Source organism: Synechococcus sp. BSA11S (genome assembly GCF_014224355.1).
GTDB lineage: Bacteria > Cyanobacteriota > Cyanobacteriia > PCC-6307 > Cyanobiaceae > Regnicoccus_A.
In genome coordinates this window covers 1-12,494 of the sequence record NZ_VNWP01000030.1, presented here as the reverse complement: position 1 = coordinate 12,494, position 12,494 = coordinate 1, and the positions used below count along the sequence as shown (strand labels likewise).

The 12,494-nt window shown below is 53.7% G+C and carries 14 protein-coding genes and 1 pseudogene; 5 read left to right on the top strand and 10 right to left on the bottom strand.

Going from position 1 to position 12,494, the window contains the following annotated elements; translation table 11 throughout:
* Nucleotides 1–564: 564 nt before the first annotated feature.
* The 5 genes from FPZ61_RS14800 to FPZ61_RS14780 form a co-directional block, all read right to left on the bottom strand.
* A complete protein-coding gene (locus FPZ61_RS14800) occupies nt 565–1,527 on the bottom strand; it encodes an HNH endonuclease (RefSeq protein WP_185467391.1) in 963 nt (320 codons plus the stop codon).
* On the bottom strand, nt 1,520–1,789 hold the full coding sequence (locus FPZ61_RS16015) for a MazG-like family protein (protein WP_370593487.1): 270 nt from the start codon (nt 1,787–1,789) through the stop codon (nt 1,520–1,522). Before FPZ61_RS16015 ends, FPZ61_RS14800 begins: the two co-directional genes overlap by 8 nt.
* A 577-nt stretch (nt 1,790–2,366) precedes the next feature.
* On the bottom strand, nt 2,367–2,588 hold the full coding sequence (locus FPZ61_RS14790) for a DUF1651 domain-containing protein (protein ID WP_185467389.1): 222 nt from the start codon (nt 2,586–2,588) through the stop codon (nt 2,367–2,369).
* 206 nt (nt 2,589–2,794) lie between these two features.
* Complete coding sequence (locus tag FPZ61_RS16010; protein WP_221630211.1) at nt 2,795–2,959, bottom strand: excalibur calcium-binding domain-containing protein; 165 nt, start codon at nt 2,957–2,959, stop codon at nt 2,795–2,797.
* An 88-nt stretch (nt 2,960–3,047) separates the two neighbouring features.
* Nucleotides 3,048–3,233, bottom strand: a complete 186-nt coding sequence (locus tag FPZ61_RS14780) for a hypothetical protein (protein ID WP_185467387.1) — start codon at nt 3,231–3,233, stop codon at nt 3,048–3,050.
* 29 nt (nt 3,234–3,262) lie between these two features.
* Here FPZ61_RS14780 and FPZ61_RS14775 point away from each other — a divergent pair, with 29 nt between their 5' ends.
* The 3 genes and pseudogenes from FPZ61_RS14775 (at nt 3,263) to FPZ61_RS14770 (ending at nt 5,022) form a co-directional block, all read left to right on the top strand.
* The gene (locus FPZ61_RS14775; protein WP_185467386.1) at nt 3,263–4,003 is read left to right on the top strand and encodes a response regulator transcription factor; all 741 of its coding nucleotides are present in this window, start codon (nt 3,263–3,265) and stop codon (nt 4,001–4,003) included.
* A gap of 103 nt (nt 4,004–4,106) precedes the next feature.
* Nucleotides 4,107–4,245: pseudogene (locus FPZ61_RS16005) on the top strand (IS5/IS1182 family transposase); the annotation flags it as partial.
* Between the two features lie 162 nt (nt 4,246–4,407).
* A complete protein-coding gene (locus tag FPZ61_RS14770; RefSeq protein ID WP_185467385.1) occupies nt 4,408–5,022 on the top strand; it encodes a hypothetical protein in 615 nt (204 codons plus the stop codon).
* A gap of 122 nt (nt 5,023–5,144) precedes the next feature.
* Here FPZ61_RS14770 and FPZ61_RS14765 read toward each other — a convergent pair whose 3' ends face one another.
* The gene (locus tag FPZ61_RS14765) at nt 5,145–5,882 is read right to left on the bottom strand and encodes an HNH endonuclease (protein WP_221630210.1); all 738 of its coding nucleotides are present in this window, start codon (nt 5,880–5,882) and stop codon (nt 5,145–5,147) included.
* A gap of 576 nt (nt 5,883–6,458) precedes the next feature.
* Here FPZ61_RS14765 and FPZ61_RS14760 point away from each other — a divergent pair.
* Nucleotides 6,459–7,022, top strand: coding sequence for a hypothetical protein (locus FPZ61_RS14760; protein ID WP_185474890.1), 564 nt, complete (start codon nt 6,459–6,461; stop codon nt 7,020–7,022).
* A gap of 146 nt (nt 7,023–7,168) precedes the next feature.
* Here FPZ61_RS14760 and FPZ61_RS14755 read toward each other — a convergent pair whose 3' ends face one another.
* Nucleotides 7,169–7,486, bottom strand: a complete 318-nt coding sequence (locus tag FPZ61_RS14755) for a nucleoside triphosphate pyrophosphohydrolase (protein ID WP_185467383.1) — start codon at nt 7,484–7,486, stop codon at nt 7,169–7,171.
* Nucleotides 7,487–7,494: 8 nt separating this feature from the next.
* Complete coding sequence (locus tag FPZ61_RS14750) at nt 7,495–8,304, bottom strand: HNH endonuclease domain-containing protein (RefSeq protein ID WP_221630209.1); 810 nt, start codon at nt 8,302–8,304, stop codon at nt 7,495–7,497.
* 831 nt (nt 8,305–9,135) lie between these two features.
* Here FPZ61_RS14750 and FPZ61_RS14745 point away from each other — a divergent pair.
* Nucleotides 9,136–10,284, top strand: a complete 1,149-nt coding sequence (locus FPZ61_RS14745) for a hypothetical protein (RefSeq protein ID WP_185467382.1) — start codon at nt 9,136–9,138, stop codon at nt 10,282–10,284.
* 253 nt (nt 10,285–10,537) lie between these two features.
* Here the strand turns inward: FPZ61_RS14745 and FPZ61_RS14740 are convergent, their stop codons facing one another.
* Together FPZ61_RS14740 and FPZ61_RS14735 are read right to left on the bottom strand one after the other, a co-directional pair.
* Entirely contained in the window at nt 10,538–10,966 is a 429-nt protein-coding gene (locus FPZ61_RS14740) for a hypothetical protein (protein WP_185467381.1), read from the bottom strand.
* A gap of 621 nt (nt 10,967–11,587) precedes the next feature.
* Nucleotides 11,588–12,007: a hypothetical protein gene (locus tag FPZ61_RS14735; protein ID WP_185467380.1), complete on the bottom strand. Its 420-nt coding sequence runs from the start codon at nt 12,005–12,007 to the stop codon at nt 11,588–11,590.
* Between the last annotated feature and the right edge of the window lie 487 nt (nt 12,008–12,494).

Here is a 12,494-nt window from a genome sequence, read left to right as displayed (position 1 = left end):
AGGCCTCATAGCTCCCTTGGAGGCAAGACTCCCAATGAGGTCTATACTGAGACCAAACCCTGTTCCTCCCGTCCGGAGTTAACGATGTCAGGGGCCAGAACTGTCCAGTAAAAGGCACCCACCTCACAGGTTTGTGTTTGCAAGGCATATCAGGTGGCCCATACCCGCAACAAGCGGCATCAACTCCATAGCGGTACCGCCGCCTCAATCTGCAAGTAGCAAGCCGATGTCTACTAAAGGTTCAGCGGGCAAATCCATAACGCTGGAGCCGAAGCACCCGCTGCTGGCGTAAACCCGAAGAAGAGTGGATCTACAAACTATCAGAAGAGCCAGTAGCGATCTAGGCGCTACCCTTAATCCAGGCCGCCTGAGGGCAGCCAAGGAGTGACACCTTCCCTGAAAGTCACCGGGTTGCTTGCCGATAGGAGATGCGACAACAAATAACTGGCTACTGTAATGAACTCCTGGTACAGAGCAAAGTACCCGGCTTGGCGACTGCGTTTGTGGATTTTACAAAGCCTAAATCAACCATGCATTGATCAGCCGGCAAGTTGCACCATGAAACTATCTACTATAATCATAGTGCCACTCAAAGTACGGCCTTGTTGCATCATTATAATAGGTACATAGCTTTCCTGCCAGCTGGTCAATGCATTTCTGAAGATGATGGCTGCTTGGAGTCTTCTTCATGTCTACATAGACCCCGTCAAGCACACTCACATAGCCTTTCTCGAACATCTGGTCGCATCCCATGCTGCAAAGTGGCATTACCACATGATGGTCAATTCGCTCTTCAAGAGTGCATTGTGATCTTCTCTTGATGTGGGCTGTAACCAAGAAGGATACAGGGTAGTCTCTGTTGCAGCCAGCGCATGTACCCACTGTTTTGCGCCCAAAAAGATGTTTCTGTAAATAACCTTGCTCAAGTCTTCGGCTTGACTGAATTTCAGCCTCTGTCTCATTTAATGATGTGAGGTATGATATTGCTTCTAGGCATTCATCCTTAGAAATGTCAGCATAAAAAACACTGCTTTGTAAATCGAAAGCTTGAATGACTGCCGCACTCTTGCTTGCGTCTAGCACGCTAAAGCCTTGTATTATATAGCTTGGTTTATAGCCAACTGCATCATTAAAGGTGGCATAGGAAATGCTAAGACCCCTAAGTTCATCAAGGAAATATATGTACTCCCACGTTTGCCCATCTGCATTGTAGTTCCACAGCTCAGCTGCAAGACTATGGCAATGAAGCTTGTAGGTAGTAACTGCTGAAGCGTAAATAGAGCCTTCCCTAGAGAAAAGAGTGATATCACCGGTCTCGATCCTGCTCCACTTAGTCTGATTGCTGCCGCCAGGGGTTACTCCCCAGACTTTGCAGCTACCACTAGGGTATATGTCTTGAAGCACCTGAAAGTCGTTGACGCTAATGTGAGGGCCTATTCGAGTCAGGTTAACATTTGTTTCGATTGTATCCAGGAAGTGCTCACGCGCATCTTTGTTCCCCGAAGGCTGAAGGATTACTTTATTCATTTCTTAGATTATACTTTACTGCATTTCCTTTGGATAGTGTTACGGGATATCGCTCCATATTGACTTCAATCTTAGCCAAGGACTCAGTCATGAGGTCAATATTCAATTTATCTGCCAGCCTTACTAAGTAAATAAGTATGTCAGCTATCTCCTCTTTGCATCGTGAGAGGTCTTTGGCGCTGAGGCTCTCAAGCATAGAGTCTTCAATGCTTAGCCATTGAAAGATTTCTACTAGTTCTCCTATCTCTCCACACAAAGCCATGACTAGGTTCTTGGGAGAATGAAATTGATCCCAGCATCGTTCATCGGCAAATTCACGGAGTCTGATTCGTAATTCATTTAAGTCTGCCATTGTCGATTTCGCTGTCGAATCGTGACATGCCTCAGCTAGCTAACGCAGTCGCAGTTTAAACTATACAGCAATATACATGCAAGGACCGAACGTAATTAGATCCATTTTGGGAGGATGAGTTTAGTGTGATTACCTGCCGGGTCATTCAGCGATCTGTGAAGAACTCAGGCAGCTGACATACAATAGGTTGGTCTTGATCGGCATCTAACGCGGTAGCCATCGGCACAGTACGCCTACAAATATAAACATATCTCATTCCCACTGGAACACTGTGAGCGGTCTCCCCCGACCAATGCCCTTCACTTCCGCCGACATCTACATCCAGCAGCTGATGGATTCCAACATCTCGCTGAAGGAGATCGAGACATGCATGACCGCCCGCTCCTTTACCGCCGTCCACAATCCCGAGCAAGGAACAGCAGTGAGAGGACGCTCGATAAGATACAAAAGGTCTTGGACCGAACCAGTCCCGATGGGATGATCTGAGCTACCACTGCGGTTCCACTCGCCTCCAGGCCGCCTTGAGGAGCTTCTGCCACTGCTCGACCGCCCGCTTACGGGCAAGCCTCTCTCGCCGCTTCAGTAGGGCTGGCTGCCCGGGGATCGGTTCCCCTCGGTCGATGAAGACGTAGGCCTCGTAGCGGGCAGCGTGGTCACGGTGGAAGCGGAGGACGTTGTGGCCATTGAGCTCCTGGAGCCAGCCTTCCATGGAGAGGTAGTTCGTGCGTACTATAGTAAGTCTTGTTTTCGATGCTGGCGCCCCGTCCAGTTAGGGCTGACGCGAGGGGAGCAAACGACCCGCCTTTGAGGCAGAAGGTGATGTAGGGCAACCCCACCTCCTCCCAGTCGCCTGCCGCTATGCCCGACCGCGAGCAGCAGGACGAGTTCCTCGGGGCCATGGAAGCCCTGGGAGGCTTACCGATTACCGCAGAGGTTCTCGCACGGGATCCCGTCCTTGTCACCGTCCAGCGCCGTGTTCCCAGCCTTGAACGACTTCATCGCTTGCTCGCAGGTGGTGAAGTCCCGGCAGTACTGACGAGCAAAGGCAGGGGCGGCTCCAAGTCCGAAAAGCAGGACCATGCCAAGCAGAAAGGAGCGGAGCATCAGGGGAGGGCAGGGCTTCCATACAGGGATAGCAAGGGGGGAAAATCGCCGCCAATGCCCTCGATCAATCCGGCCCCACCTCCAGCTCATCGCCCAGGGCGAACACGGCGCCGAGAGTCTGTTCGTATTCGGCGGCCAGCATCGACTTCTGGCGCGGGTCGATGCCCGGCTCCTGGATCGCTCGCACCAGGCCAGGAAGACGCCCACGCAGCTCCTCCAGTCGGGTCTGGCGTGGGTCTGGTTCAGTCATCGCAATATGGAGGCGGTTGACCGCAATGGATGGACCTGACCCACATCCTGGAGAGCATCCCGAGCCTGCTGGAAGAGTACGGCAGGCTGCTGGAGGGGAAGACCATCGTCGCCTGCCTTGGCAACAGCCGCTGGCTGGGCGCGTTCATCTGCATCAATCCGATCACCAGGCACGTCGTCGGGGCCTGCACCACCGAGGAGGAGGGTTACAGGCATGTGCTGCAGCACCGGCCCCACTTCCTGCTTGTGAGCGAGACCCTGCATGAGGGCACGGGGGTGTCGCTGGTGCGGCGAGCCGAACGGTTCCACCCCGACACACGCACCATCCTGATCACCAACCGGGAGTCCACCGCCGTGATCGGTGAGGCGCTGAAGGCCGGCTGCGATGTGATCTGCTTTGAGACGGAGGACTTCACGCCTGTGTTCCGGATCGTCGCCGGCGGCGGCGTCTATTACCCGAAGGAAGCCGCCGATGTCCTCAAGGAGCAAAGGCGCCGGGACGAGGTGGCACCACTCGTTGAGAAGCTCACCGAACGAGAAGTGGAGGTGCTCACGAGGGTGATGCTCGGGCTCTCGAACCGAAAGATCGGCGAGCGGCTCTACGTCTCCGCAGAAACGGTGAAGACCCACGTCGGCAACGTGATCAACAAGCTCCAGGCCCGTGATCGCACCCATGCCGCTGTTCTGGGTATGGCCATGGGGATCATCTCCCTGGAAGCGGCCCTGAATACAGGTCCGGCCTTCAGCCTGTGGGGGGATGCATCGGCTTAAGATTTTGCTGAAAGACCCGCCCACACTGCGAAAATGGGGCAACCGCACAGCCGTGATGCGAGGTCAGCAGGAGCGCAGCGGCTCACTGTTCTCCAACGCCTAGATCGAGGAGCGGATCCCGGCCAGCTACCCGCTTCTGAGGACACGTCAGCTGGCCGACCTAGCCCTCATTCGTCCCCAAGACCACCTTCCTCCTGCTCCATGCCTCTGAAGGCCAGCGGTGGGTGCCTCTTGAGAGCCTGGAATGGACCGATCTAGGCACAGCACTGGATGAAGAACACAGTGCAGAGAAAGAGTCGCGACTTAAGCCAGAGTTCATAAGTCCTCTATACTCAGAAGTGAAGTCACAGTATTGAAGATGGCCTCATCACTGATAGCCAAAAGCAGAGTCTTAGGTTAAATAAATGCAATTACGCTCCCTCGAAACCCGGCTTGCAAAGCTTGAGAAGGCCGTCCAGAACAAGACCCCGAAGCCACAATATGGCCTAGCAGGAAACGTCCTCTGGACTATGGACGGCGGCAGGACAGCATGTGACGATAAAGGAAAGGCAGTTGGCACGATTGCCTTTGATGATATACAAAGAGCTATGGGATGGGCTGTTGTAGTCCATGAAGACAGTGATATTCCCCTGACATTGAATGGACGATTAAATTCCATTCCAGTATGGTTCCCTAAGGCCGAGAATGGCGGAGACTACCTGCTTCGCTGTGATGTGCGAGGAGCGATACCGATTGAATGCATCCTCACCGGCTCAGAACCCTTTCCCATGTCCTCTGACGAGAAAGGAAGACTAATTGCTCCATGGTCTGACTGGGCTGATGAAATGCGGATAGTCAAGCGATGGGACAACTACCGTCTGCCTGATCTTTTCCTGGACTTCATCGATGTCTTTGAGTGCGAATGGCTTAGTGAGCTGTGGCGCGAGAAGGAGCTTCGGTCAATTAAACTTTACTCAGGAATCCGCAATGCTCGACTTGATGGACTCATGCCCGCGATGGGGGAGGGCGTGAAGTCATAGCCCGGGGCCCAAGGCTTATGGAGCGATAACCATTTGCACTTATGAGATCTAAGGTAGAAGTTAGCGGCCTGTGCGGCTTTTTGCGCAGGTCCGCTTGAATGCCGTGTTGGTTATACTGCCGGTCAGACACCGCATACGGATTTCCCCTCGGCAACGGTAATCCACCGCTTCTCAACGGCTATTGCCCGATGAAGTAGTCGATGACAATTTGCGCAGAGCAAGGCCAAATCGGACAAGCGCGTCGTGCGGGTACCTGTACTTGTGCTCGACAGCGGTACGATGTGGTGTACTTCAAAGTGAGCTTCCCGAAGCGCGGAATTGGCGGACGGCGGAGGAGCGCCACACATTTCGCAAAACAGTTTATTTCTCGCATGCCGTGAGGAAAGCAGTTGTTCTCGCAGTTTTGGTTCTCGCTCGCGGCGCGTATGCAGCTCGGTAATGACGCGTCCCTCAACGAACTCGACATCTTCTCGAACTGGCTCGCTGGCCTGGGAAGCGGCAACGCCAGCACGGATAAGATTGGCGAGTGATTTCGTAGCATCTGGCGACGCACCGAATTCAAGCCAAACCGCTCGATCTGTTTCTGAAACGTTCCCCAGCCCTTTACCGGTAGCAACCTGCCGCAAATTCTGGAGCTTGAACGCAACACCATCAGAGTTTCGAAATGACTCCTTCCTCGATGCCTCCGCGTGATAGGGAAAGCGGCGTAGCACTTCGGATAACGCTTTTATACGCTCATCGGAGCCAGACGGAATCTTTCCATTCAGGTCGAAGTATAGGTCAAGCGCGAGAATCGTTTCGTCGCGCGTCCAGTTTGGGTTTCCGTGTCCGTGTGTGCGAGCCATAGATAGGTTGCTCAACATTTGATGTTAGGGGCCGCCGTATCGGCGAAGCCACGATGGGAGCCCACAAGCAGAGCTTGTGGGCTGTCCCTCCCGGCGGGATTGCTGGACAAAGCCGCTGCGCGGCAGATTGGGAAGAACGAGCTGTAGCGATGAGAGGAACAGAATTGAACCAGTAAGCGAGGAGGGTCAAGCAGTATTTCAGTAGCTATTCTGATCGGTTAGTCCACAGGCGACGATGGCGGGAGGCCTCGAAGGCGTGAGTCTTTATATACAACCCATCCGCGCAGAGCGTCCCGAATTCTTAAGCGATTCGAAAACACGGCGGGACTTATCTGCATAGAGTAAGGTCAGTTCCAAATGGCTTGTCCAACACCGGATAAGATCGCGGCCTTCGCGCGATCTATCATTGTTCGTTAAGGCGTCATGGGTGACCTGATGCAATCGCAGCGTCTCGGAATCGTACTTCCACCGTGCTTGGGGGTGGCGTTCGACCAGGCTTGGGATGCCGTTGATGCCCGCGTCTCAACGACGGGCAGCTCCCCCCGGCTATTCGGAGTAGCATGGCACGGTTTTGGCTATCGGGTAACCACGGTGACCGAGTACGCCCAGCGCTACCGCATGCAGCAGCCGTACGGTTGCGCCGGCCATGACGGCAATTTCCGAAATGATCAGGCCCTAGTCGATTACCTGTTCAACGCATGCTCGGCTCTCGACTGTCTTGTCATCGCGGCGTACGCCATCGCGTCTGACTTGAAGCCACAGGAGTTCCCGTCCGACAGCGTGCAACTCCGCCGGGTCACTCGGCGGGTTCTTGCCACCAGGTTTCAGACCCATTGGCCCGGAGCCAATCTAACTGAGGTGCTAGTCAAGGTGTACGAAGACTCGAAGATCTCTCGCTTGTTTGCTATTCGAGACGTAGTCACCCACCGCGGAACCTTGCCGCGCACTCTTTACGCGGGCGGTGACCGCCACGGCAAAGTCACGGTGCCGTCAAACGTTAAAGACCCCCCCGATGTGTGGGAGTCGGACCTAGAACTTGGGGATGCATCGGTGGCAGATTGGCAAGCCACGCTTGAGCCATTGTTCGAGCGGGCGGTGGTAGCGGTCATCGGATTTACGAGCTCATCGCCAAATGGTGAGCAGGGCGACGCTTAACGAACTCGGAACCTGCCTGAATTCAGGCGGAACGTATCTACCGTAGGCGGCTGCTTAAAAGCGTCAAAGGGCTTGTCCAACACTGGATAAGATCGTGGCTGCGCACGATCTATCCTTGTTCGTTAAACGCTCATCAAAGTTTAGGGCTAGACCTCGCCATCGACCAAGAAGAGGCGCCTCTGAAACCCGCCTCGCGTTTCGGCCTTCTGCGCCCGAATATTCTCGAGCTCCTCTAGGGTATGGCCCTTGGCGATGCAGAGAGCGCGGATGACCTCCAGGGTGTCCGCCAACTCCTCAATGTCGCCGCCACTATCGGAAACCTCTGAGGCCTCTTCGTAGAGCTTTGCAATGAGTTTCGCCACGTATTCGTCGTCGCCCAACTCCCGGAGGGTGTACGCCTTTCCGGCAGCGTCCATGACCTCAGGGATTCGGTCGCGGATAAGCTTGTTGTAGGTCTTTCGCATCTAGAGGGTCAAAGAAGAGAGTCGGCGACACTGGAGGAGGATGGCCGCCAGCGGCTTGGTATCGCGTCGATAGCGAGCTGGTCGCATTGCTGAAGGAAGCTCGCGCGTTTCTGCTCGGTGGCTCCGGTCTGAGCAATCAGCGTCTCGCGGAGCGGGTGGTGGCTGTCTATGAGCCAGTTGTTCCTCAAGTTCAAGCGCTCAAGGTACTGGATGTGCGGGATGAGGTCGAACTTGCCGCCCGCGCCACGATTGCACTGGGTGCAGGCTAGAACGAGGTTCCAGACACCGTCAATATTCACGCCACCAAACCACCCGACATGGTCGAGCCGCTTTGGGAAAAAGTGGTCGACATCGGCGTCCAGCGACTCGCCGCGGCCGATGGTGATCGGTTGGTTGCAGTAGAAACATGCGCCTTTCTGATACCCGTTGAGTGCATCGCGAACTCCGACGATTGAAATCCGACGAGTTGCGTCGGTCGTGACGAAAAGCTCATTAGCCTCGAGATCTGTTCTCACCTCCAGTACTCGCGAAGGCACGTCAAGGTTCCAAGCCGTCTCAACAAGACGCCAACGCGCTTCCGCCTCTGGCGCCAGACTGTCGGCCTGCGCGTCCGCCATGAGTCGTCGAAACTCGTCAGTGAGCCTGATTCCTTTGGCGGTCGCACGCTCGTCGTGGAAAAACCGAGTGGGGACGTCGGAAGAACCAACGATGTGAAATGCATCGATGACGTTGTTGAAGCCACGCCGGACTGTCTCCGCGCGTAGCTGATCGGACGAGAGTTGGCCTCGGTTGAAGCTGCGGCAGGCTTCGAGAAACACGCTGGAGCGCGAGGTCGCTTGTCGTTCAGCGGACTTTAGGTGTCGAGCGATCTCCCGCGCGAAAGGCACCGCGAGATCATCAAGGCGAACGAGGTCGTCGCTGACTGGGGCGAGCTCGACTAGCGAGCGAGCGAGGGCAAACTTGTATGACGCGACGTTTCGCCCAAAAAGCACGATCGCGCGCCAGCAGGATGCGGGATTCGGCTGGCTCTCAATGAATGGCGTGGTCGAAGCGCATCGAGTGCCTTCAGATTTTACCGAAGCCGGTTCCTCGATGCGTGTAACGCTTCAGATCAGAAGCGGGAAGTGCTCCTTGCAGCTTTTATCAACTCCTGCCCCCGTCTTCTGAATCTGGATGATCGACGATCGGATATGAGTTCAGATCGCCCTCCCTCGGGCCTGCAGGCAATTCAATTGCTAATCAGAGGCACATTGAGAATAGCGTCTATTTAATTTAGACGGAGAAGGCTCATGGAGTATAGAGTTGCTCCTTGTAGGCATTTTCCATAAGGTCGCAGACCATAGACGCTTTCGGTTTGTGGCCTCAGTCACACCACTTCAGGACAGCTTCTCAGATGATAGTTCCGCAGCTAACTTGAGTTTGGGGCAGAAGTTCTTGGATGATTTCCAATATTATTGAGGGCCGGGTCTTTGTAGCGTTTCGGGATGATGACTCTGCCTTACTCTGGCGGGATCGGCTCGCAGCTTCAGATAGCGTCCTCCAGAAGCAAACTGGGCAACCTAGTCAGGCTGTAGGGATGGGGGTAAGCTGTGGCATGACCAACTACCGGTATTTAGGCCGTGCACTTCTCAATCTCGGCGACTGAAGCCATGAAAGCCTTCTATCGTCTACCGGAAGCGCTGCAGGCATATATTTCGCAGAGAGGCGGTGAGTATGGCATTCCTCCGCATGAGCTGCTGATGAAGATACCTGCCAATCTCCATGATAATGCAATAGAGCTCTATCAATTCCTCAAATCAAAAGACATATCCCACTTGATTGCCACGTCAAACAATGGTGATCCTGCTGAGTTCTCAAATTGGATCTTTGAGGATGCTGCAGCCAACAGGGCACGACAAGCGGATCCCATGGCTATCGAGGATTACCTTGATGCACAATTAGACAATCATGTAGACGCCACCCAGATAGAGTTTGGAACACCCGATCCTGGCAGTCCTGGATATAACCAAGTGTTTTCGGAGGCTTTTGGGTTCGAGCCTGCTGCCTCCGTAGATCTGAATGATTTTGTTTCTACCCTCAGTGGCGAGGGAGTAGGGAAAAGTGTGATTGTAGCCGGCCAACCGATTCAAGTTGGAGCTATGGATGCAACAAATCAGCTATGGGATGGACTTGGGGAGTCACTCGCTGAGGTTGGTATACCCGTCACTTATGTTGCAATGAAGGGGTTTGGAGGAGTGCTCCCCTTTATGCGCTCTATTGACTGGAAGAAGTTTAGGGAATGTGGACATTATCGGCAGTCTACCCTTGCTCGCGCGCTTCGAGTATTCAGAGAGGGCGGCTGGAAGACCGCTGCCAAGGCAATTGTGATTGGCTTCATGATCTCCGCATTTGAGCCGATGGCCTACTTCATTGCTGCTGTTGGTCTCACTGGAGTGGCAGCCATGGGCACAAGATGGCTAGCCAACAAAGTCCTTAAATTTAGCGGTCCTGTTGCAACGGCACTAAACAAGATTGCCGATCTGCTTGCATCGGCTCATGCCTTTCTTAAGCGCGCTCTCGACACAATGGAAAAGGTCGTGGAGGTTGTCATTGAGGTAGCTACTAATGTGACAAAGAAGGTTGTTAAGGCAGGTGCTCAATTCGCCAACGCCGTGTATCAAGTGTCGAAGGACATAGCAGTGTCAGCCGTCAAGGCAACGGTAAAAGCAGCGAAGATTGCCACAAGTACAGTGTCTCAGATTGCCAATCGAGTTAGTGGGTGGATATTTTCATGGTTTTATCGGCCAAGTTATGTCTGAGATCTTACTCATGGTTGGCAGTTAATCCAAAGGTAGAGTCCAGAGAAGATCTGAGTCGAACGCTGCCCCTGAGTGGCAGGCAAGAAGCTAGCGCTAGCGAACCCGACTTGATGGAGGCCTGACCACTCGAGGGGCATGTTAGGCCTTCCTCTAAATATTGAAAAGGATAACTTACTTCATGTTTCAGAGGGGATAGCTCATCCGAGGCTTCCAGCCAACGTCAAAGTACCTGCAATAGTGAAGGGCCTTAGGGCTACACTTGGCTGGCGCTAGCCGACTTGATAAACCATCGGATACTTGGCCGAACCCAGTATAATAAAATAGCCGTATTAGTCAAAGCCGAAAAAAAACACCAAATCCCAGCACCGATGTCAGCGGCGTTGCTGGCGCCACCGAGTTGCAAAAATGCAAAAAAGAGACCAAGGACAATGTTTGCTGAAATCATAGCTATGCTCAAATACAACCCCACTAGTCTCTCCGCAATAAGCAAGCTTGATGCTATGACGCCCAGAATTGATAGAGGCGTTCCCACGAAGAAGCCGATGATTACAATAGCCTTGGCAAGCTGACTCCCTGAAGGATCAGACAATGCGAACAGAGAAAATGGATATAGCAATATACCAATTGAATTGCTCACGATTCCGAGTATCGCCATTGTTCTAAAACCGAATGGTCTCTTCATGATCAAGGCAAATGCACTGCCATGCTTATTGCGATGATGATAGCAGTGAGTTTTGAAAGCACCAAGCTGGACTTAACGCTGAATGGGCGGATCCGGTAACCACTCCGAGTCAGCGCCTCCGGTCAGCATATAAACCTCTTGCCGATGAGGGCAATTTGTTGAGATGGCTTGCAGAAACAGGGGTCTCGTCTGTTGGACTATAGAGAACTCGGATTAAATGCGGATCCGATATCCAACTGTACATTAGGATACACAAATGACCATGTGGGTGGTTCTCCTCTGCTGGGCACTCCATTCCGAGTGCCTCGCCGGGATAGCTTGTCGATCCTTCTAACACTACTTTGGCGGGTCCGGTCTCCACCCTCCAAATGACGCCCATTATATCAACATGTCAGAATATCCAAAGCCTGTAACATTTCTAGTATCAGGAAAAAGAATTTAGAAACCAATTTTCGCAAAGATCTATAGAAGCTGTGGACTTCCTATTCCTCTCCGTATACAACCCTACCCCCGGTCCTCTGCTACGGATCACTAGTCCTTAGCTCCACGTTGCGGCGCAAGGGATCTCGCCCTTGGAGGCAAGTCACGAAGGGAAGCGCTCGTGGCTCCCCAGCATTGCCTCTAGAAGCCCGAGGCAAGCTCATGGACAGGACGATGCTCAATGTCGATTGCCTGTTGTTCCTGGAGTGCCTCGATAGCAGCTATGCGTTGCTCCAGTGCTTCGGCCTGCCGCACTCTCAGGGCATGGTCCGCTTGGTGGCGTGCGTGTTGAAGGGTGAGCCCGATAGCCGCAAGGCGGTGCTGGGGAGGGGTGTTGGGGTCAGCTATGAAATCACCGAGGGTAGGAATACAGACGTTGGCGAGCTTGAGTGTGCGTGCGTTGGATTCGTGGAACAACTGTGCCTGAATAAGGGTTACTTCCTGCTGCCAGAGAGGACATTGGGTGGCCCAGTTGCTCACTGTCTTTTGCCTAATAGATAGTCGCTCAGCAATCTTTTCTTGAGAATATCCATCAGCATAGAGACGTGCTGCTTGCCGCATCTGAGGGGTCAATCGCTGGTATTGGCCTAATGAGGGTCTTCCCATGCCAAAAACGGTCAATGTATCGTAGGCTGGATACCTGCTTCCGCCCAGTCAGTAAAATAGGCGGCATTCAAGCCACGAGCAAGAAAGGCTTGGGATGAATACACGAGAAGTGAGCAATTGCAATTGTAGCAGTTCAAGGCCATCTTTAGGCGCTGTCACGAGGCCGCTGAACAACGTTTCGGGCCTCCCATTGCTGAGCGGTGAGGTTCACAAGACAGACAATTCCAGTTGTATCCCAGAACGCGCCGCGCAATCCAACAGCCAAGAGCCGGGTGGGTTGGTATGGGGAGTGCTGTTGGTGTTGGCGGTCCTAGGTGTGTTTTCTCACCAGGTCATTCAGCGATCAGCAGTCGCTGGAGGGACTGCTGAGGCGTGAGGCCACCGAGAGCCATGTGGCACCTGTTGCCGTTATAGATCCCCAGATAGCGACGTAGCCAGCGGT

What these genes read in the sequence shown, in the direction of transcription:
- FPZ61_RS16010 (WP_221630211.1), bottom strand. Translation starts at nt 2,959, where the DNA reads ATGGTCCTGCTTTTCGGACTTGGAGCCGCCCCTGCCTTTGCTCGTCAG.
- FPZ61_RS16015 (WP_370593487.1), bottom strand. Translation starts at nt 1,789, where the DNA reads ATGGCTTTGTGTGGAGAGATAGGAGAACTAGTAGAAATCTTTCAATGG.
- FPZ61_RS14740 (WP_185467381.1), bottom strand. Translation starts at nt 10,966, where the DNA reads ATGAAGAGACCATTCGGTTTTAGAACAATGGCGATACTCGGAATCGTG.
- FPZ61_RS14735 (WP_185467380.1), bottom strand. Translation starts at nt 12,007, where the DNA reads ATGCGGCAAGCAGCACGTCTCTATGCTGATGGATATTCTCAAGAAAAG.
- FPZ61_RS14780 (WP_185467387.1), bottom strand. Translation starts at nt 3,233, where the DNA reads ATGACTGAACCAGACCCACGCCAGACCCGACTGGAGGAGCTGCGTGGG.
- FPZ61_RS14775 (WP_185467386.1), top strand. Translation starts at nt 3,263, where the DNA reads ATGGACCTGACCCACATCCTGGAGAGCATCCCGAGCCTGCTGGAAGAG.
- FPZ61_RS14745 (WP_185467382.1), top strand. Translation starts at nt 9,136, where the DNA reads ATGAAAGCCTTCTATCGTCTACCGGAAGCGCTGCAGGCATATATTTCG.
- FPZ61_RS14755 (WP_185467383.1), bottom strand. Translation starts at nt 7,486, where the DNA reads ATGCGAAAGACCTACAACAAGCTTATCCGCGACCGAATCCCTGAGGTC.
- FPZ61_RS14770 (WP_185467385.1), top strand. Translation starts at nt 4,408, where the DNA reads ATGCAATTACGCTCCCTCGAAACCCGGCTTGCAAAGCTTGAGAAGGCC.
- FPZ61_RS14800 (WP_185467391.1), bottom strand. Translation starts at nt 1,527, where the DNA reads ATGAATAAAGTAATCCTTCAGCCTTCGGGGAACAAAGATGCGCGTGAG.
- FPZ61_RS14790 (WP_185467389.1), bottom strand. Translation starts at nt 2,588, where the DNA reads ATGGAAGGCTGGCTCCAGGAGCTCAATGGCCACAACGTCCTCCGCTTC.